Annotated in this window: 20 protein-coding genes; 8 read left to right on the top strand and 12 right to left on the bottom strand. The window is 72.0% G+C overall.

Translation table 11 applies throughout. The features are described 5' to 3' along the window. Positions 1-80 precede the first annotated feature (80 nt). Both ACP7CD_RS07005 and ACP7CD_RS07000 read right to left on the bottom strand, forming a co-directional pair. Positions 81-1052, bottom strand: coding sequence for a CapA family protein (locus tag ACP7CD_RS07005; protein WP_426119667.1), 972 nt, complete (start codon positions 1050-1052; stop codon positions 81-83). A gap of 147 nt (positions 1053-1199) precedes the next feature. Then, a complete protein-coding gene (locus ACP7CD_RS07000; RefSeq protein ID WP_426119665.1) occupies positions 1200-2552 on the bottom strand; it encodes an MFS transporter in 1353 nt (450 codons plus the stop codon). Positions 2553-2776: 224 nt separating this feature from the next. Between ACP7CD_RS07000 and ACP7CD_RS06995 the strand changes: the two genes are divergently transcribed. The 3 genes from ACP7CD_RS06995 to ACP7CD_RS06985 all read left to right on the top strand — a co-directional run bounded on the left by ACP7CD_RS06995 (position 2777) and on the right by ACP7CD_RS06985 (position 6707). Next, complete coding sequence (locus tag ACP7CD_RS06995; RefSeq protein ID WP_095650387.1) at positions 2777-3352, top strand: hemerythrin domain-containing protein; 576 nt, start codon at positions 2777-2779, stop codon at positions 3350-3352. Positions 3353-3613: 261 nt separating this feature from the next. After that, positions 3614-6229 carry an ATP-dependent chaperone ClpB gene (gene clpB / locus ACP7CD_RS06990; RefSeq protein ID WP_426119663.1) on the top strand — a complete coding sequence of 872 codons (2616 nt, stop codon included), beginning with the start codon at positions 3614-3616 and terminating at the stop codon, positions 6227-6229. 253 nt (positions 6230-6482) lie between these two features. Continuing rightward, positions 6483-6707 carry a DUF3073 domain-containing protein gene (locus ACP7CD_RS06985; protein ID WP_031282554.1) on the top strand — a complete coding sequence of 75 codons (225 nt, stop codon included), beginning with the start codon at positions 6483-6485 and terminating at the stop codon, positions 6705-6707. 144 nt (positions 6708-6851) lie between these two features. On the opposite strand, the gene purM is transcribed toward ACP7CD_RS06985, so the two are convergent. The 5 genes from purM to ACP7CD_RS06960 are packed head-to-tail and all read right to left on the bottom strand — an operon-like array spanning position 6852 to position 11646. Next, positions 6852-8012, bottom strand: coding sequence for a phosphoribosylformylglycinamidine cyclo-ligase (purM, locus tag ACP7CD_RS06980; RefSeq protein ID WP_426119661.1), 1161 nt, complete (start codon positions 8010-8012; stop codon positions 6852-6854). Between the two features lies 1 nt (position 8013). Further along, positions 8014-9795 (bottom strand): amidophosphoribosyltransferase, encoded by a 1782-nt coding sequence (purF, locus tag ACP7CD_RS06975; RefSeq protein ID WP_426119659.1) that lies wholly within the window; start codon positions 9793-9795, stop codon positions 8014-8016. 5 nt (positions 9796-9800) lie between these two features. Further along, on the bottom strand, positions 9801-10235 hold the full coding sequence (locus ACP7CD_RS06970) for a hypothetical protein (protein ID WP_109244543.1): 435 nt from the start codon (positions 10233-10235) through the stop codon (positions 9801-9803). 10 nt (positions 10236-10245) lie between these two features. After that, positions 10246-10611 (bottom strand): sterol carrier family protein, encoded by a 366-nt coding sequence (locus ACP7CD_RS06965; protein ID WP_017832571.1) that lies wholly within the window; start codon positions 10609-10611, stop codon positions 10246-10248. Between the two features lie 3 nt (positions 10612-10614). Next, entirely contained in the window at positions 10615-11646 is a 1032-nt protein-coding gene (locus tag ACP7CD_RS06960; protein WP_035928311.1) for an asparaginase, read from the bottom strand. A gap of 106 nt (positions 11647-11752) precedes the next feature. Here ACP7CD_RS06960 and purD point away from each other — a divergent pair, with 106 nt between their 5' ends. Both purD and ACP7CD_RS06950 read left to right on the top strand, forming a co-directional pair. Beyond that, complete coding sequence (purD, locus tag ACP7CD_RS06955) at positions 11753-13075, top strand: phosphoribosylamine--glycine ligase (protein ID WP_031282547.1); 1323 nt, start codon at positions 11753-11755, stop codon at positions 13073-13075. Then, positions 13072-14052, top strand: a complete 981-nt coding sequence (locus ACP7CD_RS06950) for a phosphoribosylaminoimidazolesuccinocarboxamide synthase (protein ID WP_095650393.1) — start codon at positions 13072-13074, stop codon at positions 14050-14052. The genes purD and ACP7CD_RS06950 overlap by 4 nt, the downstream gene beginning before the upstream one ends. Positions 14053-14074: 22 nt before the next feature. Here the strand turns inward: ACP7CD_RS06950 and ACP7CD_RS06945 are convergent, their stop codons facing one another. The 3 genes from ACP7CD_RS06945 to ACP7CD_RS06935 all read right to left on the bottom strand — a co-directional run bounded on the left by ACP7CD_RS06945 (position 14075) and on the right by ACP7CD_RS06935 (position 15807). Continuing rightward, positions 14075-14416, bottom strand: coding sequence for an MGMT family protein (locus tag ACP7CD_RS06945; RefSeq protein WP_126346969.1), 342 nt, complete (start codon positions 14414-14416; stop codon positions 14075-14077). Then, complete coding sequence (locus tag ACP7CD_RS06940) at positions 14413-15255, bottom strand: sensor histidine kinase (RefSeq protein WP_426119655.1); 843 nt, start codon at positions 15253-15255, stop codon at positions 14413-14415. Before ACP7CD_RS06940 ends, ACP7CD_RS06945 begins: the two co-directional genes overlap by 4 nt. A 420-nt stretch (positions 15256-15675) precedes the next feature. Then, positions 15676-15807 (bottom strand): hypothetical protein, encoded by a 132-nt coding sequence (locus ACP7CD_RS06935; protein ID WP_269149905.1) that lies wholly within the window; start codon positions 15805-15807, stop codon positions 15676-15678. A 260-nt stretch (positions 15808-16067) separates the two neighbouring features. Here ACP7CD_RS06935 and ACP7CD_RS06930 point away from each other — a divergent pair, with 260 nt between their 5' ends. Next, entirely contained in the window at positions 16068-16709 is a 642-nt protein-coding gene (locus ACP7CD_RS06930) for a response regulator transcription factor (protein WP_232035378.1), read from the top strand. Between the two features lie 460 nt (positions 16710-17169). Here the strand turns inward: ACP7CD_RS06930 and ACP7CD_RS06925 are convergent, their stop codons facing one another. After that, on the bottom strand, positions 17170-17874 hold the full coding sequence (locus ACP7CD_RS06925) for a FadR/GntR family transcriptional regulator (RefSeq protein WP_368827501.1): 705 nt from the start codon (positions 17872-17874) through the stop codon (positions 17170-17172). A 117-nt stretch (positions 17875-17991) separates the two neighbouring features. Next, positions 17992-19662: an L-lactate permease gene (locus tag ACP7CD_RS06920; RefSeq protein WP_284563385.1), complete on the bottom strand. Its 1671-nt coding sequence runs from the start codon at positions 19660-19662 to the stop codon at positions 17992-17994. 251 nt (positions 19663-19913) lie between these two features. On the opposite strand from ACP7CD_RS06920, the gene ACP7CD_RS06915 reads away from it, so the two are divergent. Both ACP7CD_RS06915 and ACP7CD_RS06910 read left to right on the top strand, forming a co-directional pair. Then, positions 19914-20765, top strand: a complete 852-nt coding sequence (locus ACP7CD_RS06915; RefSeq protein WP_426119652.1) for a (Fe-S)-binding protein — start codon at positions 19914-19916, stop codon at positions 20763-20765. Beyond that, positions 20762-21690, top strand: a 929-nt coding sequence (locus tag ACP7CD_RS06910; RefSeq protein WP_426119650.1) for an LUD domain-containing protein, incomplete at its 3' end; no start/stop codon positions are given. The genes ACP7CD_RS06915 and ACP7CD_RS06910, both read left to right, overlap by 4 nt.

Raw genomic sequence — 21690 nt, 5'->3', positions numbered from 1 at the left:
CGGTGACCGGTCGTCGGCCGGGCGGGAAGGGGGGCCGGTGCGGGTCCTCCGCGCGCTCGCGGCGGGACAGCGGGAGGGCCTCAGTCCAGCGCGAGGTCGAGGCACTGCTCGTCGTCGCGCCACGTGCACCGCGTGCCGAGCGCGGCGCTGAGCCGCTCCATCCGCCGTGCGATGCCCCGGGCCTCGGCGGTGGCCGTCCTCGCCCGGAGGTCCTCGATCACCGTGGGGTGCAGGCGCAGGCGGCGGGGCAGGCCGTCCCGGACGTCGAGCAGGAAGACGAAGGACTGGTCGTTGCGCTCGTCGGGACGGACGGCGTAGTCGTCGACGAAGTCCCCGGCGCCGTAGATCACCGGCCGGCCGCGGTGCACCTCGACGCCGCGGAAGACGTGCGGGGAGTGGCCGAAGACCACGTCCGCCCCGGCCTCCACCAGCGCGTGGGCGAACGCGCGGTGCTCCGGCGGCACCTGCGCGCCCCAGTTGGGTCCCCAGTGGGCGGAGACGACGAGGAGGCCGGTGCGCTCCCGGGTCCGCCGGACGAGCTGCAGGAGGTCCCGAGCGCGGTCGTCGGCGAGGTCGACGGGCACGTGGTGGACGCCGGGGGACGCGGAGCCCGCAGCCCAGCCCGGCTCGTTGTCCGTGAAGGCGAGGAAGCCCACCGCGGTCCCGGCCCGGGTGCAGACCGCGGGGCGTCGTGCCGCCTCCGCGTCCGGGCCCGCCCCGGTGTGCAGGACGCCGTGCTCGTCGAGCAGGGGGAGCATCTCCCGCATGGCCTCCACGCCGTGGTCGAGCACGTGGTTGTTCGCCAGCGAGACGACGTCGACGCCGGCGGCCTCCAGGCTCGCGACGTTCTTGCGGTCCGAGCGGAAGTGGAACCTCTTGCCGGGCCAGGGCGGGCCGTCGTCGGTGAGCACGCACTCGAGGTTCGCGAACCGCAGGTCCGCCTGCGCGAGCAGGGGGAAGACGTCCCCCCACGGATGGGCCGGGCCCTCGTGGCGCAGCCGCTCGTCGACCAGCCGGCCGAGCATGACATCGCCGACGAGTGCGATCCGCATGAGCCGCCTCCTGTCCGGACGCTCCCATCGTGACCCCTGGCCCGCGGGCGGACAAGAGCGGCCGGTGGTGGCCGTCCCGGTCACGGGGACCACGCGGCTCCGCCGGCGCCGCCCGCCCGGGAGGCAGGAGGCGCCGGCGGCCACCGGTCACCGGCCCAGATCGGCCCAGTCGGTTATCCGGGCGCTGTTCGCCGCGGCCGGGCGCAGCTGCGCCGGCTCCGGCAGGAGCACGGACAGGTCGGAGACGGCCTGGTAGGCCCAGGAGGGCCCGGTGCGCACGGGCGAGGAGGCGGGGACGCCCCCCGTGCGGTGCAGGCGGGTCGCGTAGCCCAGGATGAGCAGGCCGGCCACGGCCAGGCCGACGCCCACCCAGGCGGGGGAGCGGTAGCCCCAGCCGGCGGTGATGACGGCGCCGCCGAGGAAGGCGCCCATCGCGTTGGCCAGGTTGAACGCCGCGTGGTTCATGGCGGCGGTCAGGGACGGGGCGTCCTTGGCCTCGCGCAGCAGGCGCATCTGCAGCGCGGTGCTGAAGAGGGCGCCCATGGCGCCGATCCACAGCACGCCGAGCACGGCCGCGACCGCGGAGTGGGCGAACAGGCCGAAGAAGGCCAGGGCCACGCCGGAGACGGCCCCCGCGCCCAGGGCGGTCTTCTCGATGGACCGGTCCAGCAGCGGGCCCGCCAGCAGGGAGCCCGCGGTCATGCCCACGCCGTACACGGCCAGCACCCACGGCACCATGGAGATGTCGAGGCCGCTGAGCTCGGTCAGGATCGGGGAGACGAACGTGTAGACCGCGAACATGCCGCCGAAGCCGACCGCCCCGGCCAGCAGGGTCAGGGCCACCTGGGGCCGGCCCAGGGCACGGACCTCCTGGGCCACGGAGACGCCGCCGCCCTTGCGGGTGCGGGGGATCCAGAGGGCGAGGGCCGCGACGGTGAGCAGGCCGATGACCACCACGAGCCCGTACCCGGCCCGCCAGCCCAGGCTCCCGCCGAGCACAGCGGCCAGGGGGACGCCCACGATGTTGGCGACCGTCAGGCCGAGCGCCACGCGGGCCACGGCGGTGCCGCGCCGCTCGCGCGGCACCAGGGAGGAGGCCACCACCGCGGCGACCCCGAAGTAGGCGCCGTGGGGCAGGCCGGAGAGGAAGCGCGCCACGTACAGCCACTCGAGGGACGGCGCGGCCGCGGACAGGACGTTGCCGGCGGTGAAGGCGACCATCAGCCCGAGCAGGAGCCTCTTGCGCTCCACCCGGGCGGTCAGGGACGTGATGAGGGGTGCGCCGACGACCACGCCCAGGGCGTAGAGGGAGATGGCGTGACCGAGGGAGGGGATCGAGGCGTCGAGGTCCTCGGCGATGAAGGGGAGCAGGCCCATCGAGGCGAACTCGGTGGTGCCCACGCCGAAGCCGCCGAGGGCGAGGGCGAAGAGGGCGAAGCGGGTGCCGGTGCGGTCCGGGGCGTTGATCACCTGGAGCACGGCAGTGCGAGGTGCGGACATGGCGGATCCTTCCGTGCGGAACATGGGGTGCGGGTGGAAGGCGCGTCGTCGGGCCGAACGGGTGGAAACCTCGATGCTACGGAGGATGTCGAGGGCATCCAACGGTTCGGGCCTGTGATCTTGGACAAATCGGGCATCCGTGTGATATGTGTCGCGCTCGGGTTCCAGGGCCTCGTCATGCCGCCCACGGAACCGGGAACCACGACTTCAAGGAGGCGCGTCCCATGACCGACACCCACGCTGCGGGTCCGGACACCGATGTCATCGACATCCTCACCACCGACCACCGGGAGATGCTCGAACTGCTCGGCCAGATCGAGGGCTCCCCGGACGCCGCCCGGCGCAGGGACCTGGCCGACACCGTGATCGCGGAGGTCATGCGCCACGCCGTCGCGGAGGAGATGCACGTCTACCCGGTGATGGAGAAGCACCTGCCCGGCGGCGCCGAGGAGGTCGAGCACGACAAGAAGGAGCACGACGATCTCGTCCGGGTGATGAAGCAGGTGGAGGGCGTCGACGCCTCCGAGCCGGCGTTCATGGAGCTGATCCGCGAGATGCAGTCGCAGCTGCGCCACCACATCGAGGACGAGGAGTCCGACCAGTTCCCGAAGCTGCGGGCGCACATCCCGGCCGAGGACCTCGTGGAGCTGGGCCGGAAGGTGCAGAACGCCAAGAAGGTGGCGCCGACCCGGCCGCACCCCTCCGCGCCGCACTCGGAGCTGTTCCACAAGACCGTCGGGCCCGGCGTCGGCATGGTCGACCGGCTCCGAGACCGGCTGACGGGCAGGAGCACCGGCTAGCCGGGCGACGGTCCCCCGCGGACAGCACAGCACGGACCCCTGCTGGACGAGCGCCTCGCGAGGCTCGCCCGGCGGGGGTCCGTGCTGTTCTACGGAACCACGGCGGGTCGCCGGCGCCGAGCTGGCACAGACCCCTGTTGCCCGGGAGTTGAGTGCGCTAGACTCAAGTTAGCTGAACTGCCCGGCCGCATCCACTGGTGAGCGGTGCCGGGCCGGTTCGTCCCCCATCCGTTCCAGAACGTCCCTCGCCAAGGAGCCGCAGTGGAGACCAAGTTCACCACCAAGTCCCAGGAGGCGCTCTCCGCCGCCTCCACCAACGCCTCGACCGCGGGCAATCCGCAGGTCGAGCCCGCCCACCTCCTCAAGGCCCTCATGGACCAGCGGGAGGGCGTGGCCGTCGCCGTCCTGAAGGCCACCGGGGCCGACGTCGACGCCGTCTCCGCGCAGGCCAGCGCCGCCATCAAGGCCCTGCCCTCCGCGTCCGGCTCCTCCACGGCCCAGGCCCAGTTCAATCGGGGCGCGCTGCAGGTCATCCAGGCCGCGGAGCAGTTCGCCCAGTCCCTCGGCGACGAGTACATCTCCACCGAGCACCTCCTGTACGGCCTCGCCCAGCAGGAGGGGAAGGTCGGGGAGATACTGCGGGGCGCGGGCGCCGGACCCGAGCAGCTGAGGACCGCCGTCCCGTCCGTGAGAGGAGACCGCCGCGTGACCACACCCAACCCCGAGGGCACCTTCCAGGCGCTCGAGAAGTTCGGCGCCGACCTGACCGCCATGGCCCGCGAGGGCAAGCTGGACCCCGTCATCGGGCGGGACTCCGAGATCCGGCGCGTGGTGCAGGTGCTGTCCCGCCGCACCAAGAACAACCCCGTCCTGATCGGCGAGCCCGGCGTCGGCAAGACCGCCGTCGTCGAGGGCCTCGCCCAGCGCATGGTCGCCGGGGACGTCCCCGAGTCGCTGCGCGGCAAGACGCTGATCTCCCTGGACCTCGGGTCCATGGTGGCCGGCGCCAAGTACCGCGGCGAGTTCGAGGAGCGGCTCAAGGCCGTGCTCGAGGAGATCAAGGACTCGGAGGGGCAGATCGTCACCTTCATCGACGAGATCCACACCGTGGTCGGCGCCGGCGCCGCCGAGGGCTCGATGGACGCCGGGAACATGCTCAAGCCCATGCTGGCCCGCGGCGAGCTGCGCCTGATCGGCGCGACCACCCTGGACGAGTACCGCGAGAACATCGAGAAGGACGCCGCCCTGGAGCGCCGCTTCCAGCAGGTCTACGTCGGCGAGCCCTCCGTGGAGGACACGGTGGCGATCCTGCGCGGGCTCAAGGAGCGCTACGAGGCCCACCACAAGGTGCAGATCGCGGACGCCGCGCTCGTCGCGGCGGCCACGCTGTCCAACCGGTACATCCCGGGCCGGCAGCTGCCGGACAAGGCCATCGACCTGGTCGACGAGGCCGCCTCGCGGCTGCGCATGGAGATCGACTCCGCGCCGGAGGAGATCGACCAGCTGCGCCGCGCCGTCGACCGCCTGACCATGGAGGAGCTCGCGCTGGAGCGCGAGACCGACCCCGCGTCCGTCGAGCGCCTCGCCGCGCTGCGCCAGGAGCTGGCCGACAAGAAGGCGGACCTGGACGCCCTCAACGCCCGGTGGGAGGCCGAGAAGGCCGGCCTGAACCGCGTCGGCGACCTCAAGGAGCGGATCGACAACCTGCGCTCGCAGGCGGAGATGGCCCAGCGCCAGGGCGACCTCGCGGAGGCCTCCCGGCTGCTCTACGGCGAGATCCCGGCGCTGCAGAAGGAGCTCGACGCCGCCCAGGAGCAGGAGGACACCTCCGCCCCGCACGACACCATGGTCTCCGAGGAGGTCACGGCCGACGACGTCGCCGAGGTGATCTCGGCTTGGACCGGCATCCCCGCCGGACGCATGCTCCAGGGCGAGACCGAGAAGCTGCTGCACATGGAGGAGGTGCTCGGGAAGCGGCTCATCGGCCAGCACCGGGCCGTGCAGGCCGTCGCCGACGCCGTGCGCCGCTCGCGCGCCGGGATCTCCGACCCGAACCGGCCGATCGGCTCCTTCCTGTTCCTGGGTCCCACCGGCGTGGGCAAGACCGAGCTCGCGAAGTCCCTGGCGGAGTTCCAGTTCGACGACGAGCGCGCGCTGGTGCGGATCGACATGTCCGAGTACGGGGAGAAGCACACGGTCTCCCGGCTGGTCGGCGCCCCTCCCGGCTACGTCGGCTACGAGGAGGGCGGCCAGCTCACCGAGTCCGTGCGGCGCCGCCCGTACTCGGTGGTCCTGCTGGACGAGATCGAGAAGGCCCACCCGGACGTCTTCGACATCCTGCTGCAGGTGCTCGACGACGGCCGGCTCACCGACGGGCAGGGGCGCACGGTGGACTTCCGCAACGTGATCCTGATCCTCACCTCCAACCTGGGCAGCCAGTTCCTGGTGGACCAGACCATCGAGCCGGAGGCGAAGAAGCAGGCGGTGATGAACGTGGTCAACGCCTCGTTCAAGCCCGAGTTCCTGAACCGGCTCGACGACGTGATCCTGTTCGACCCGCTGTCCACGTCCGACCTGTCGAAGATCGTGGACATCCAGGTCGCCCAGCTCGCCGAGCGCCTGGGCCAGCGCCGCCTGCGCCTGGAGGTCACGCCCGCGGCCACCGAGTGGCTCGGTCTCACCGGCTACGACCCGGCCTACGGCGCCCGGCCGCTGCGCCGGCTGGTGCAGCGGGAGATCGGGGACAAGCTCGCCAGGGCGATCCTCTCCGGGGCGGTCGTGGACGGGGACGCGGTCCGGGTGGACGTCGACGCCGACGTCGTGGCGGACGGGCTGACCGTCACCGCCGTGTCCGAGCGGGCGCACGCCGCGGACTGAGCTGCGGGGCGCGCCGCCGGCGGCGGGCCGCCGTCCGGGAGACCCGGCGACGGCCCGCCGCCGGGGCTCCCGGGCGGCGTTCCGCCCGCCTCCCGTGAGGTTGCCGACAGTCCACCGCGCCGGTCCCGGGCCGGGCGCAACGGGCTGACAAACCATGTACCCTGGTCTCACGAACCATTCATACGACATTTCCGGGGCCGTACTCTGTGCCAGAGTGCCGCCGTCCGGACCAAGAGACAGAGGGGGTCACGCCATGGGGCGCGGCCGTCAAAAGGCGAAGGCGACACGGCAGGCGCGGGAGATGAAGTACTTCAGCCCGCAGACCGACCTCACGGCACTCCAGCGGGAACTGCGCGGCAGCGAGCAGATGCCCCCGCTGCGGGAGCCGGTCCAGGAGACCGTCGAGGAGGACGAGGACGACTACTCGGCCTACGTCGACAAGTACGCCGACGACTACGACGAGGACTTCCGCCGGTAGCCACCGGGAACTCCGCTCGTCTCCACCGCACGACGCAACAAGGTGCCCGTCCAGGACGAGCACCTTCTTCGCGTCCCCGCGAACAGCGAACGCCCCGCCGGCCGGCGGGGCGTTCGCTGTTCCACCGGGGCTCTCCGGGCCGGATCAGCCCGTGTAGGCGTTGACCATGCGCACCGCGCCGCCGTCCACGCCCTTGGCGCCCTGCACCCAGTCGGGCCCGCCGTGGTCGGCGTCCGGATCGATCCCGTCCACGGTGCCCATGACCCACGAGGGCAGGCCCCGGGCCGTGAGGTGGGCCACAGCGGCGTCGGCCGCCGACGGGTCGACGATCGCGACCATGCCCACGCCGAGGTTGAGGGTCCGCTCGAGGTCGGGGAGGGGGACGTTGCCGAGCTGGCTGATCAGCTGGAAGATCGCGGGCAGCTCCCAGGTGCTGCGGTCCACCGTGGCCTCGAGCCCGGCGGGGAGCACCCGGGCGAGGTTCGCGGCGAGGCCGCCGCCGGTCACGTGGCTGAAGCCGCGGACACCGCGGCCCGTGGTCCGGTCCGCGCCGTTCACGGGGAAGGCGGCGGCGAGGTCGAGGACGTCGGCGGCGTAGACGCGGGTGGGCTCCAGCAGCTCCTCGCCCAGGGTGCGGCCGAGCTCCGAGACCTGCCGGTCCAGCGACCATCCGGCCACGTTGATGACCTTGCGGACCAGGGAGTACCCGTTGGAGTGCAGGCCGGAGGAGGCCATGCCGATGACCACGTCGCCGGCGCGCACGCGGTCCGGGCCCAGCAGCTCGTCGGCCTCGACCACACCGGTGGCGGCCCCCGCCACGTCGTACTCGTCCGGGGCCAGCAGGCCCGGGTGCTCGGCGGTCTCGCCGCCGACCAGGGCGGTGCCGGCCTGCTCGCAGGCCGCGGCGATGCCGCGCACGATGTCCGCGATCCGCTCGGGCACCACGTGGCCCGTGGCGATGTAGTCGGTCATGAACAGGGGCTTGGCGCCGACCACCACGATGTCGTCCACGACCATGCCCACGAGGTCGAAGCCGATCGTGTCGTGCACGTCGAGGGTCTGGGCGATCGCCACCTTGGTGCCCACGCCGTCGGTCGAGGTGGCGAGGTAGGGCTTGCGGTAGGCGAGCAGCTCCGAGACGTCGAACAGTCCCGCGAACCCGCCGACCCCGCCGATCACGTTGGGGGTGTGCGTGGCCTTGACCGCGCTCTTCATGAGCTCGACGGCGCGGTCTCCCGCCTCGACGTCCACGCCCGCGCTGGCGTAGGTGACGGTGCGGTTCGTGGAGGAGGGGGGCTGGGCCATGTCAGGCGTCCTTCGCGGTCTCGGGCTGGGCGGCGTGCTGGGATCCGGGCCCGGCGGGCCCCGTGGTCGTGCGGGCGGCGGGGACCCGGTCCTCCGGCAGGATCAGGTCCTCGAGGTCGGAGTCGGGCCCGGGGTCGCACCCGGTGGAGGTCTCCTGGACGCCGGGGTCCTCGTCGGAGATGCTGGTGCGCTCGGCGGGCCGGCGGGAGAGGCCGTCCGCGGCCGAGGGGCGGGTGTCGATGGACACGGCGGAGGCGTGCTCCGGCCGCTGCGCCACGGCGGATCCGCCCGGGGCGCGGCGGGGCGAGGAGTCCACGGGCGTGCGGGCCTCGAAGACGTTCTTGCCCAGCTTGTCGGCGTCCGGCAGCCGGGTGGGGTAGGTCCCGGAGAAGCACGCGGTGCACAGCTCGCCGCGCTCCTGCAGGGTGGCCGCGATCATCCCGTCCTCGGAGATGTAGCCGAGGGAGTCGGCGCCCAGGGACGCCCTGATCTCCTCGACCCCGAGCCCGTTGGCGATCAGCTCCGCGCGGGAGGCGAAGTCGATGCCGTAGAAGCACGGCCACTTGATGGGCGGGGAGGAGATCCGCACGTGGATCTCGGCGGCCCCGGCCTCCCGCAGCATCCGGATGAGGGCCCGCTGGGTGTTCCCGCGCACGATCGAGTCGTCGATGACCACGAGCCGCTTGCCTGCCACCACGGACTTCAGGGGGTTGAGCTTGAGCCGGATGCCCAGCTGGCGGATGGTGTCCGAGGGCTGGATGAACGTTCGTCCCACATAGGCGTTCTTGACCAGGCCGTTGCCGAACGGGATGCCGGACTCCTCGGCGTAGCCGATGGCGGCGGGGGTCCCGGACTCCGGGGTGGGCATGACCAGGTCCGCGTCGATGCGGTGCTCCCGGGCCAGCCGGCGGCCCATCTCCACGCGGGACTCGTACACGGAGCGGCCGTTGATGGTGGTGTCCGGACGGGCCAGGTAGACGTACTCGAACACGCACGCGGCGCGGCGGGTCTCGGCGAAGCGCTGGGAGCGCAGGCCGTGCTCATCGATCACCACGAACTCGCCGGGCTCGATCTCCCGGACCAGGGACGCGCCCACGATGTCCAGCGCCGCGGTCTCGGAGGCCACCACCCAGCCGCGCTCGAGCCGGCCGAGGACCAGCGGCCGGATGCCCTGCGGGTCACGGGCGGCGTAGAGGGCGTTCTCGTCCATGAACGCCAGGCAGAAGGAGCCCACGAGCTGGGGGAGCAGGTGCATGGCCGCGTCCTCGAGGGAGCCGTGCGGGTGCTCGGCCAGCAGCGCGGTGACCAGCGCGGTGTCCGTGGTGTTGCCCTGCGCCATCTCCCCCTGGGAGGGGAAGCCGGACTTGTCGATCAGCTTCTCGTAGAGCTCCGCCGAGTTGGTGAGGTTGCCGTTGTGCGCGAGCGCCACGGTCCCGTGCGGGGTGGCGCCCAGCGTGGGCTGGGCGTTGGCCCAGTGGGACCCGCCCGTGGTGGAGTACCGGCAGTGGCCCACGGCCAGGTGACCGGTCAGGGTGGTGAGGGTCGCCTCGTCGAAGACCTGCGAGACGAGGCCCATGTCCTTGTACACCGCGATGCGGTTGCCGTCGCTCGCGGCGATGCCGGCCGACTCCTGGCCGCGGTGCTGCAGGGCGTAGAGGCCGTAGTAGGCCAGTTTCGCGACCTCCTCGCCGGGGGCCCACACGCCGAACACGCCGCACGCGTCCTGGGGGCCCTTCTCTCCGGGGAGCAGGTCGTGGCTGAGTTGTCCATCAGGGCGAACCACGTCGATCAGCCTTCTCTCGAGCTTCGGGGGTCGGTGGGCCGGGGCGCTTCGCCCGGCGCCCCGGACGGGGCGTCGTCGTCCCCGTCCACGACCTCGGTGGTGACGGCCCGCGCCCGGGCCACGGAGACCCGGTCCAGCACGAGGGCCAGGACGGCGCCGGCCGCCAGGCCCAGGACCGTGCAGACGGAGACCATGAACAGGGTCACGGCCCCCTGGGTGAACTCGGCGCTCCCTCCGCCGGACAGCCCCACGAGCACGCCCACCACGGCGCCGAGCACGCCGCCGAGCAGGACGAACGCCCAGATGTTCGGGGCGCGGCGCAGGGTCATCTGCTGGCTGCCGGAGGCGGCCAGCGGCACGGCCGTCCGCACCCGGCGGCGCCGGCGCGGGAGCTTCCGCGGGGACGGGCGCGCGGAGGGGGAGGAGGGAGTGGAGCTCATGCCCTCAAGGCTACCGGGGAAACAGGGGGAGGGCGTCCGCGAGATCGGTCCTTGTGCCCGAGGCCACAGCGGCGCCCGAGGCGACGGCCTCCGGCCAGGTCACGGCCCCCGTCACCAGGCCGAGCCACGTGCGGGCGTCGGTCTCGACGACGTTGGGCGGGGTGCCGCGGGTGTGCCGGGGGCCGGCCACGCACTGGGTCACGCCGAAGGGCGGGACGCGCACCTCCACGCTGTTGCCGGGCACCCGCTCGGCGAGCTCCTCGAGGGTGTAGCGCACGGCGGTGGCTACGGTCCGGCGCGGGGTGCCGTCCGGGTCCGCGCGCCAGGCGCTCAGGGCCAGGGTCCCGTCCGCGGGGTCGACGCGGCGGCGGGCCACGGCCTAGTCCTGCCCGAGCGCCCGGACCAGCTCCGGGCCGAGCAGCTCCAGGAGGGGGTCCGCCAGGCGGAGCCGGCCCACGGGGCGGGACCCGCCCATGACCGGGCGCACCACCTGCCCGATCACCGCGGCGGCCGCCGCGGCGGGCACGGCCCCGGCGTGGGCGAGCAGGGCGAGGCCGATGAGCGCGTTGGCGCGGGACCCGCCGTCGAGGACCTTGAGCGCCACGGACCACCCGGTGCGGGTGCCGAGCGCGAGCACGCCCTCCGCGCCGAGCTTCGCCACGACGTCCAGCTCCTCCATGACCACGGTGTTGTACCTGCCCCGCCCGTGCACGAGCTCCGGGTAGTCGAGCATGCACTGGGAGACCGTGGCGGCGCGGGCGTCGGCGTCGAGGTTGCCCGCGGCCCGGCCCAGCGTCGAGTACGCCCGGGCGAGGCCGGTCAGGGAGATCGCCGCGAGGGGGGCGCCGCACCCGTCCACGCCCACGTGGGCCACGCGCTCGCCGGAGAACTCCTCGACGGTCTCCAGCACCGTCCGCTGCAGGGGGTGCTCGGGGTCCAGGTAGCTGTCCGTGGGCCAGTCGTTCTCGGTGCAGGCCCACAGGAACGCGGCGTGCTTGCCGGAGCAGTTCATGCAGATCCGGTTCTTGCCGCGGCCGGCCCGCACGAGCTCCGTGCGGACCTCCTCGTCCTCGGGCCAGTCCGGCGGGCACTGCAGCGCGTCCTCGGTCAGACCGGCGGCCGTCAGGATCGAGCTCACGGCGTCGAGCTGCTCGAAGGAGCCGATGTGGGACGCGGAGGCGATGGCCACCTGGGCCCCGCGCAGGGGGACGCCGGCCTTCATGGCGGCGATGGTCTGGAACGGCTTGAGCGTGGAGCGGGGGAAGATCGGGGTGCCGATGTCGCCCAGTTCGACGGCCACGGCCCCGTCCGGGTCCAGGACCACGGCGGAGCCGCGGTGGCGGGACTCGACGAAGCCGCTGCGCTCGAGCACGGCGAGGTCCACGGCACGGTCCGAGGTGAAGGTCTGCATCGCCCCAGTATGTCAGCGGGGACGGGAATTCCCGGCGGGGCCGGGGCCGTGCCCGCATGCCGGGAACGATGTGCCACTTCCCGGTGCCGCCAACTAGCCTGAGGGCGTGAAGGTTCTGGTACTGGGCCCCGGAGGCCGCGAACACGCAATCATCCGCGCACTGCTGGCAGATCCCGAGGTCGAGCAGGTGCACTGCGCGCCGGGCAACGCCGGGATCGCGCAGCTCGTCCCGGTGCACGCCGTGGACGCCGACGACCCCGCCGCGGCCACCGCGCTGGCGCGCGAGCTCGCGGTGGACCTCGTCGTCGTCGGCCCCGAGGCCCCGCTGGTGGCCGGGGTGGCCGACGCCCTGCGCGAGGCCGGCTTCCTCGTCTTCGGTCCCTCGCGGGCCGCGGCGCGGCTCGAGGGCTCCAAGGCGTTCGCCAAGGAGGTCATGGCCTCCGCGGGGGTGCCCACCGCGATGGCGCGGGTCGCGACCACGGAGGAGGAGGCCGCCGACGCCCTCGACACCTTCGGCGCCCCCTACGTGGTCAAGGACGACGGGCTCGCCGCCGGCAAGGGCGTGGTCGTCACTGCCGACCGCGCGGAGGCGCTCGAGCACGCGGCCGCCTGTTTCGCCGCGGGTGGGAGCGTGGTGATCGAGGAGTTCCTGGACGGGCCCGAGGTGTCCCTGTTCGTGCTGACCGACGGCTCCCGCGTGATCCCCCTGAGCCCCGCGCAGGACTTCAAGCGGATCCACGACGACGACGAGGGCCCCAACACCGGCGGGATGGGCGCCTACACGCCGCTGCCGTGGCTGCCGCAGGGCTTCGTGGAGGAGGTCGTGGAGCGGGTGGCCCGCCCCACGGTCGACGAGATGCGCCGCCGCGGCACCCCGTTCGTGGGCGTGCTGTACTGCGGGCTGGCCGTGACGACCCGCGGTCTGCGGGTCATCGAGTTCAACGCCCGGTTCGGGGACCCCGAGACCCAGGCCGTGCTGGCCCGGCTCACCACCCCGCTCGGGCGGCTGCTGCACGACGCCGCCGCCGGGCGCCTCGACGAGGCCGAGCGGCTGCGCTGGCGGCCCGAGACGGCCGTCGCGGTGGTCGTCGCCGCGCAGGACTACCCGGACAGCCCCCGGAAGGGCGACCCGATCGGCGGGCTGGAGGACGCCGAGGCGCTCGAGGGCGTGCACGTGGTCCACGCCGGCACCGCGGTGGCCCCGGAGGGCGAGCACGCCGGGCGGATCGTCTCCGCCGGCGGGCGGGTGCTCGCCGTCGTGGCCCTCGGCGCGGACCTCGACGACGCCCGCGAGCGCGCCTACCGGGGCGTGGGGCTCGTGGCGCTCGAGGGCTCGCAGCACCGCACCGACATCGCGCTGAAGGCCGCCCGGGGGCTGGTCACCGTTCCCGGCGCCTCCGCCCCCCGTCCCCGTCAGGAGCAGGCATGAGCGAGCAGGGCACCGTCACCACCCCACCCGAGATCCCCGGGTGGAGGCACATCTACTCGGGCAAGGTCCGGGAGCTCTACGTCCCCGACGAGTCGCGGCTGCGGGCCACGGGCGTGGCCATCTACGACGACGCCGAGTACCGGGCCGGCTCGGTCCTGGTGCTGGCCACCGACCGGATCAGCGCCTTCGACGAGATCCTCCCCACGGAGATCCCGGACAAGGGCAAGATCCTGACGCAGCTGTCCCTGTGGTGGTTCGAGCAGCTCGCGGCCGTGCCCAACCACGTCCTGTCGACCGACGTGCACGAGTCCGTCCGGGGGCGGGCCGTCGTCTGCAAGAACCTGTCGATGTTCCCCGTCGAGTGCATCGCGCGCGGCTATCTGACCGGTTCCGGCCTCAAGGACTACCGGGAGACCGGTGAGGTCTGCGGGATCGAGCTGCCCCCGGGGCTCGTGGACGGCTCCCGGCTCGCCGAGCCGATCTTCACCCCGACCGGCAAGGCGGAGGTGGGCGAGCACGACCTCCCCATCACCTTCCAGGAGATGGCCGACGGCGTGGGCCACGCGGTGGCGGACCGGCTGCGCGAGCTGACCCTGGAGATCTACACCGCCGCCGAGCGGATCGCCCGCGAGCGGGGGATCATCGTGGCGGACACCAAGGTGGAGTTCGGCCTGGACTCCTACCGCGGCGCGATCACCCTCGGGGACGAGGTCCTCACCCCGGACTCCTCCCGCTTCTGGGACGCCGAGACCTACGAGCCCGGCAAGGCCCAGCCCTCGTTCGACAAGCAGTACGTGCGGGACTGGCTGCGCTCGGACGAGTCCGGCTGGAACGGGACCGGCCCCGTGCCCCCGCTGCCGGAGCAGGTGGTGGAGCGGACCCGCGCGCGCTACGTCGAGGCGTTCGAGCGGCTCACCGGCCGCACCTTCGACCCGGACGGCAACTTCTTCGAGGTGGCCGGCCCGCTCGAGTACTGACGCCGGGCGGCGCCGGGCGGCGTCAGGCGCCGGGGGAGTCGGGCGTCCACTGGGCGCGGCCCATGTCCACACGCACGAGGTGTCGGTCGTCCTCCCGCAGGGGAGTGCCCTCCTCGCGGTACCGGTCCCGGGCCTCGGCCTGCAGGTGGTCGGCGAGGATGCCCTGCACGGTGACCACCCGCCACCACGGGAGGTCCGCGCCGGTGGGGTTGCGCGCCATGAGCGTGCCCACGAGGCGTGCGGAGCGACACTCCGCGAGCTCCGCGACGTCCCGGTAGGACAGCACCCGGCCCGGCGGGATGGCGGCCACGACGTCCGCCACGCGCCGTGCCAGGCCGGGGTCCGGCTCGGCGCGCTCGGTCACAGGGCTTCCCTGCGGTCCACCGGCAGGCACACGTCGAGGACCCACTGGCCGTCCGCGGCACCGCTCTCGGCGTGACCGCCCAGCAGGGAGACGCGTTCCGTGATGCCCCGCAGGCCGAGCCCCGAGGACATCTCTGACGAGTGGCTGCCCTGGCGCTGGGTGCTGCGCGGCAGGGGGTTGGTCACGCGCAGGCACAGCTCGTGCTCGTCCGCCGTCACCTCGATCCGGCAGCGAGAGCCGGCCGGGGCGTACTTGATGATGTTGGTGACCGCCTCCTGCAAGATGCGGGCGGCCGTGCCGCGCACCGTGGTGGGCATGGCCTCGAGGTCGCCCGTGATGACCACCTCCGGCTCGAAGCGCAGGTCCCGCAGGCTCGCTGCGAGGGACGTGACCACGTGCTCCAGGCTGCCGATGGACAGGCCGGCGCCCGTGACGTCCCGCGGGTGCTCGCCCTCGTTCTCGTTGCGCAGCAGCCGGAGCATGACCCGCAGCTCGTGCAGCGCAGAGCGGGCGGCGCCCTCCACGGTCTCGAGGACCTGGTGCAGCTCACCGACGTCCCCGGAGCGGCGCCGGCTCATGGTCTGCATCGTGATGAGGGTGAGCTCGTGGGCGACGACGTCGTGCAGATCGCGGGCCAGGGCCTGCCGCTCGTCCTCCCGAAGCCGCTCGTTGAGGATCTCTAGATCACGAACGCGTTGCTCGGCGCGTCGACGTTGGCCACGGAAGTATCGGATGGCCCCACCAACGAGCGCTGAGGCGATAAGTGCGTTGACCGTAGACCAGAGAAGGGAGGAATCGAACGGCCCGTGGACGGTGGCGATGGTGATGGACCAGAGCAAGTACACCCCAAGGTGGGCGATGATGAATGGCCGCGTGGCAGTGGCGACGACCGCAATGGTGACCACACATACAGCAAAGATTGCCGATCCGAAGTAGTTCGCCAAGATCGAGGTCACCAAGCAGGGGATCGACAATATGGAAGCCCACGTGGACCGCCATGCAATCAGAGCGATGACAGCAGACGACATGACACCGTCGAGCGTGCGCATGAAGTCGGTGGTCGGATCACCCGTCAAATGGGTCACCAGGTGTCGCACCTGGTCCAGCATCACCATCAGTCCGTAAACGACAAGCACCACGGACAGCCACCGAGGTACGCCCTCGGCCTGGAAGAATGATTCCTTCCCGGCTGTCCGCGGTGCTTGTTCCACGGACGAGATCAGATCAGTCACATCTTGAAGATACAGAAGTGTGCGGTTTCATCGGCAGAAGACCGGGAACCAGCCGCATACGACGTAACCAGGCGCGGCATTCGCGGGAGCAACAGGGGCGACGATGAGAGTCGTGGCGACGAACGTGGCGGCGAGGGCACTGGTGAACTTCTTCTTCATGGGGGGCTCCTTGGATCACGAGAACAGCACCGGATCGGGGGGCCGCGGCCGGGGTGGGGGAGAGATCTCCCGGCCGCGAAGGGGGTGTGCTGCCCTGGTAGTTACCATTTTGCCAACGTTAACCAGACTGACCTATCGACCTTTGTCCAGACCATTTGTGACTTTTGTCGAATATGACGTGTTGCACTTTGGGGGACATCGAAAAATAGACTGTGCGAGTGACTGATTGCAGAGTGCTTGTCGTGGACGACCAGCCGTTGATGCTGGAGGCCCTGAAGTCCTTCTTCTCGGCCGAGCCCGGTTTCGAGGTGATCGGCACCGCCGCCAACGGGCGCGAAGCCGTGGACCGATGTCTGGCCATCGACCCGGACGTGGTGTTGATGGACATGAAGATGCCCGTCATGGACGGGATCGAGGCCACCCGGGAGATCACCTCGCGCAGTCCCCGGTCCAAGGTGCTGGCCCTCACCACGTTCTCCACGCTGGAGTTCGTGGTGCCCGCCCTCCGGGCCGGCGCGGCCGGCTATCTGGTCAAGGACGCCCGGCCGGACGAGATCATCGACGCCGTGAACCAGGTGCTCAACAACGAGATCGCCCTCTCCCCGGCGATCGCGCGCGCGCTCGCGGACAACGTCATCTCCGTGCCCGACCAGCAGCAGCCGGCGCGGTCGGCGGACAGCGGCCTGCGCTCCCTGCTGACCGACCGGGAGATGGAGACCGTGACGCTCCTGGCCCAGGGTCTCAGCAACCGGGAGATCGCCGAGCAGATGCACGTCTCCGAGGGCAGCGTGAAGGCCTACCTCGGGCGGGTCTGTGAGAAGTTCGGCGTCCGCGACCGGGTGCAGGCGCTGATCAAGGCGTACCAGAGCGGGCTCGTCGATCCGCAGCTGCGCGATCTCTGAGTCTGGGGCCCCGTCCGCAGTCCCGGTCCGGACGGAAGTCCAGGAAAGTTGTAGACGAAAGTGCATTCATCTGCATTAGCAAACCCGGCATAGTGATCAGTGCGAGCAGAGAAGAAAAGTCGGTGGATGAGTGAGAGACATCCCTACGGCGCACGGCCCAACCCCCCATGAGGCCGAGCCCCGGACCGGATGGTCCACCGACCTGCTCACGGTAGGGGGCCGCCCCGGGACAGTCCCCCCTGGACCCGGGATGTGGCCGCGCAAGGCCTGGATCACCTTGCACCCCCCCCCTCGGCCGATGGCCCCCTACCGTGCAACATCTGCTCCGCAGACCTGGCAGACGAGAACGGCCCCACCGGAACCGGTGGGGCCGTTCTCGTGCGTCCGGGGCCTCTGCCGGGTCGTTCCGCCGGGCCCGGGGGTCGGAGCCCTCAGGGTCGTCCGGTCACGCCCGCCGGCCCTACCCCTCCTGAGCGGCGACGCTGTGGCCGAAGAACCAGGTGATGTGCTCCCGCAGTGCGGCGGCGGCGTCCTCGCCCCGGCGCTCCTGGAAGGCGCGCAGGATTTCTCGGTGCTGCTCCTGCAGGGTGCGGCGCACCTGCGGCCAGTCGTCCAGACCGGCGACGGTCTCCTGCACGTACCCGATGGTGGCCTGGCGCAGTGAGGTCATGATCGTCTCGACCACCACGTTGCCGGCCAGGGAGGCGAGCAGGATGTGGAACTGCGCGTCGTGGGCGTGGAAGTGCTCGTCCGGCAGGTCCGGGTCCTCCATGGCGGCCACGAGCTCCGCGGCGCGCCCGAGCACCGCCGCCCGCCACGGGGTCTCCGCCGCGGCGGCCGCCTCGCGGGCGGACTGGGTCTCGAGCAGCAGCCGGGTCTGCACGAGGTCCCGCACCGGCAGCGACCGGTTGGCCACGTGCATCCGCAGCGCCCACCCGAGCGCGGCCGAGGGCTCCGCGATGACGATCGCCCCCGCGTTCGGCCCGGACCCGGTCGACGAGCGGACCAGTCCCATGGCGTCGAGGATCCGGATCGCCTCCCGCACCGAGGCGCGGGAGATGCCGAACTCCTCGGCCAGGTGGCGCTCCCCGGGCAGCTTGTCGCCCACCGAGATCTCGCCCGTGCGCAGGCGCTCCTCGAGCCAGTCGAGGACGACGGTGTACATGCGTGCGGCTGCGGGCACGGGGGGCTCCTCAGAGGGTGGGCGGGACGCGGACCAGTCTAGGGAGGCGGCGGGGCCCCGCCGGACCGATCGGTCCAGCGGGGCCCCGGGGCGTTGTGCTCAGGAGGTCGGGAGCATCCAGGCCAGCACGTTGGACTGCAGGAACACCAGGGTGCACAGCAGCAGGAGCAGGCCGAGGGACCACCAGATGACCGAGCGGAAGATGGCGGACTCCTTGCCCTCCATGCCCACCGCGGTCGCGGCGATGGCCAGGGACTGCGGCGAGATCATCTTGCCCACCACGCCGCCGGAGGTGTTCGCCGCCGTCATGAGGTGCGGATCGAGGCCGGTGCCCTCGGCGGCGGTCTTCTGGAGGTTGGAGAACAGCGCGTTGGCGGAGGTGTCGGAGCCGGTGACCGCGGTGCCCAGCCAGCCGAGCACGGGGGAGAGGAACGCGAAGGCCGCGCCCAGACCGGCCACCCAGGTGCCGATCGAGATGGTCTGGCCGGACGTGTTCATGACGTAGGCCAGGGAGAGCACGCTCATGATGGTCAGGGCGGAGAAGCGCATCTTCCAGAACGAGCGCCCGATCTCCGCCACGGCGTTGCCCACCGAGAGCCGGAAGCGGCCGTTGCCGTGGAACACCGAGTAGATGACGGCGACGAGCAGGCCTGTGATCAGCAGCAGCGTGCCCGGGCTGGAGAGCCACTGGAACTTGTAGATGGTGCTCGTGACCGGCTCGCCGGTTGCGTTGAGGAGGTGTCCGTGCAGGCCCGGCCAGGGGATGGAGATGTCGGTGGCGGCCAGGGCCCCCGGGATGCTCACGCCGAGGGTCCACAGCTTGGCCAGGCCGAAGACCGCGACCACCAGGACGTAGGGCAGCACGGCCATCCACACGCGTGCCGGGGTCAGCCCCTCGGGCGCGGGAGGCTTCTCCACGCCGAGGCGGGTGCGGACGGCGTCGGCGCCCTTGGGGCGCCAGAAGCGCAGGAGGATCACCGCGGCGGCCAGGCCGGTGAGGGAGGCAACCACGTCGGTGAGCTCGTAGGAGAAGTACGTGGCGCACCACCACTGGGCGACCGCGAAGGAGACGCCGATGACCAGCGCGGCCAGCCACGCCTCCTTGAGCCCGCGCACGCCGTCGATGATGAACAGCAGGATGAACGGCACCATGACCGCGAAGAACGGCGCCTGGTGGCCGACGACCGCGCCGATCCGCGCGGGGTCCAGACCGGTCAGCACGCCGGCGGTGGTGATCGGGATGGCGATCGCGCCGAACGCCACGGGCGCGGTGTTGGCGATGAGCACCACGGTGGCCGTCTTCAGGGGCTTGAGCCCCAGCGCCAGGATCATGGTCGCGGTGATCGCGACGGGCGCGCCGAAGCCGGCGAGGGCCTCGAGCAGGCCGCCGAAGCAGAACGCGATGAGCACGGCCTGGATGCGCAGGTCCCCGCCGCCGATGGTGTCGAAGATGGTCCGCAGGTCCTCGAAGCGGCCGCTGAGGACGGTCACCTGGTAGAACCACAGCGCCATGACCACGATCCACACGATGGGGAACAGGCCGTAGACCGCGCCCTGGGTGGCGGAGAGCAGTGTGAGGGAGAGCGGCATGCCGAAGGCCAGGACGGCGACGACGATCGCCGCCAGCAGCGCGGTGGCGCCCGAGACGTGGGCGCGGGCCTTGACGCCCAGCAGCATGACGAAGAACGTGAGCAGAGGGATGGTGCCGACGAGGGCGGAGAGCGCGACGCTCCCGCCGACGGCATCGGTCATCGCGGTAAAGGTGGTCACTCGGACTCCCAGGGACGGGGACGGACGGAACGGTGCGTGGCCGACGGGGAACGCGTCACGGCTATGGTCGGACCACAATGGTCTGACCACGAAGAGTACATGAGCCACGTCACACGGCCAACCGCTCTCCCGAGGTGGCGCGATCGTTGCGCCGGTCGATTGTGTGACGGGGTTCACCGGTCTAGCATGGTCAGACCACAGGCGGCCCGGCGTCGTCGTCCCGTCTTCCCGCTCCCGACTCCGGAGGTCGCATGAGAATCGCCCTGTTCGCCACGTGCATCGTGGACGCGATGTATCCGCGCGTCGCGCTGGCCACCGTGCGGGTGCTCGAGCGGCTCGGCCACGAGGTGGTGTTCCCGCCCGGCCAGGGCTGCTGCTCCCAGATGCACGTCAACAGCGGCTACTTCGACGACGCCCTGCCCGTGGTCCGCAACCACGTGCAGGCCTTCTCCGCCGTGGACTACGACGTGGCCGTGGCGCCCTCGGGCTCCTGTGTCGCCTCCCTGGGCCACCAGCAGCCGATGATCGCCCGCGCCGGCGGGGACGAGGCCCTCGCCGAGGAGGCCGCGGCCGTCGCCGCCACCACCTACGAGCTCTCGCAGCTGCTGACCGACGTGCTCGGCGTCCACGACGCGGCCGCGCAGCTCGGCTCCTGGTTCCCCCACCGGGTGACCTACCACCCGTCCTGCCACGGGATGCGGCTGCTGCGCCTGGGGGACCGGCAGAAGGACCTGGTCGCCTCGGTCGGGGACATCGACTTCGTCGAGCTGCCCGACGCCGAGGAGTGCTGCGGCTTCGGCGGGACCTTCTCGTTCAAGAACCCGGACGTCTCCGCCGCGATGGCCGAGGAGAAGATCGACAACATCGTCTCCACCGGGGCCGAGCTGTGCACCGGGGGGGACGCCTCCTGCCTGATGCACCTGGGTGGGGCCATGGCCCGCCGGGGAACGGGTGCGGGCACCGTCCACTTCGCCGAGATCCTCGCGTCCACCCGCGAGAACCCGCTCGAGGTCTCCGGGCCGGTCGAGCTGTCCATCCCCGGGCCCGGGGCGCGCCGCACGGCGTCGTCCTCGGCCCCCCGCACGACCGGAGGAGCTCGATGAGCCGCACGGCCCTGGGCATGCCCGCCGTCCGCCCCGTCCACGGCCAGGGGAACCTGCACGCGCAGACCGCGTTCCCCGCCGCGGCGAAGGCCGAGATGGGCAACACGCAGATGCGCGCCAACATCCGCCACGCCACCCACACGATCCGCGGCAAGCGCGCCGCGGTGGCGGGCGAGCTGCCCGACTGGGAGGAGCTGCGCTCCGCCGGCTCCGCGATCAAGGAGCAGGTCATGGCGAACCTGCCGCACCTGCTCGAGGAGTTCGAGCGCAACCTCACGGCCCGCGGCGGCACCGTGCACTGGGCGCGCGACGCCGAGGAGGCCAACCGGATCGTCACCGAGCTCGTGCAGGCCACCGGGTCCACCGACGTCATCAAGATCAAGTCCATGGCCACCCAGGAGATCGGCCTCGAGGAGCACCTGGCCGGCCACGGGATCACCGCCACGGAGACGGACCTGGCCGAGCTGATCGTCCAATTGGGCCACGACAAGCCGTCCCACATCCTGGTCCCGGCGATCCACAAGAACCGGCACGAGATCCGCGACATCTTCCTGGCCGAGATGGCCGAGACCGACGAGACGCTCACGTCCGAGCCCCGGGACCTCGCCGAGGCCGCCCGCACCCACCTGCGGGAGAAGTTCCTCTCCACCTCCGTGGCGGTCTCCGGGGCGAACTTCGGCGTGGCCGAGACCGGGACGCTGACCGTGGTGGAGTCCGAGGGCAACGGCCGCATGTGCCTGACCCTGCCCGAGACCCTGATCACCGTGATGGGCATCGAGAAGATCGTGCCCACCTTCCAGGACCTCGAGGTGTTCCTGCAGCTGCTCCCGCGCTCCTCCACCGGGGAGCGGATGAACCCCTACACCTCGATGTGGACCGGTGTGACACCGGGGGACGGCCCCCAGAACGTGCACGTGGTGCTCCT

This window comes from Kocuria sp. LHG3120, assembly GCF_049897445.1.
GTDB lineage: Bacteria > Actinomycetota > Actinomycetes > Actinomycetales > Micrococcaceae > Kocuria > Kocuria rosea.
This window is presented reverse-complemented; position numbering and strand designations above follow the sequence as displayed.

What these genes read in the sequence shown, in the direction of transcription:
- ACP7CD_RS06935 (WP_269149905.1), bottom strand. Translation starts at nt 15,807, where the DNA reads ATGAAGAAGAAGTTCACCAGTGCCCTCGCCGCCACGTTCGTCGCCACG.
- ACP7CD_RS06930 (WP_232035378.1), top strand. Translation starts at nt 16,068, where the DNA reads ATGCTGGAGGCCCTGAAGTCCTTCTTCTCGGCCGAGCCCGGTTTCGAG.
- ACP7CD_RS07000 (WP_426119665.1), bottom strand. Translation starts at nt 2,552, where the DNA reads ATGTCCGCACCTCGCACTGCCGTGCTCCAGGTGATCAACGCCCCGGAC.
- ACP7CD_RS06925 (WP_368827501.1), bottom strand. Translation starts at nt 17,874, where the DNA reads ATGTACACCGTCGTCCTCGACTGGCTCGAGGAGCGCCTGCGCACGGGC.
- ACP7CD_RS06985 (WP_031282554.1), top strand. Translation starts at nt 6,483, where the DNA reads ATGGGGCGCGGCCGTCAAAAGGCGAAGGCGACACGGCAGGCGCGGGAG.
- ACP7CD_RS06960 (WP_035928311.1), bottom strand. Translation starts at nt 11,646, where the DNA reads ATGCAGACCTTCACCTCGGACCGTGCCGTGGACCTCGCCGTGCTCGAG.
- purM (WP_426119661.1), bottom strand. Translation starts at nt 8,012, where the DNA reads ATGGCCCAGCCCCCCTCCTCCACGAACCGCACCGTCACCTACGCCAGC.
- ACP7CD_RS06970 (WP_109244543.1), bottom strand. Translation starts at nt 10,235, where the DNA reads ATGAGCTCCACTCCCTCCTCCCCCTCCGCGCGCCCGTCCCCGCGGAAG.
- ACP7CD_RS07005 (WP_426119667.1), bottom strand. Translation starts at nt 1,052, where the DNA reads ATGCGGATCGCACTCGTCGGCGATGTCATGCTCGGCCGGCTGGTCGAC.
- ACP7CD_RS06995 (WP_095650387.1), top strand. Translation starts at nt 2,777, where the DNA reads ATGACCGACACCCACGCTGCGGGTCCGGACACCGATGTCATCGACATC.
- ACP7CD_RS06950 (WP_095650393.1), top strand. Translation starts at nt 13,072, where the DNA reads ATGAGCGAGCAGGGCACCGTCACCACCCCACCCGAGATCCCCGGGTGG.
- ACP7CD_RS06915 (WP_426119652.1), top strand. Translation starts at nt 19,914, where the DNA reads ATGAGAATCGCCCTGTTCGCCACGTGCATCGTGGACGCGATGTATCCG.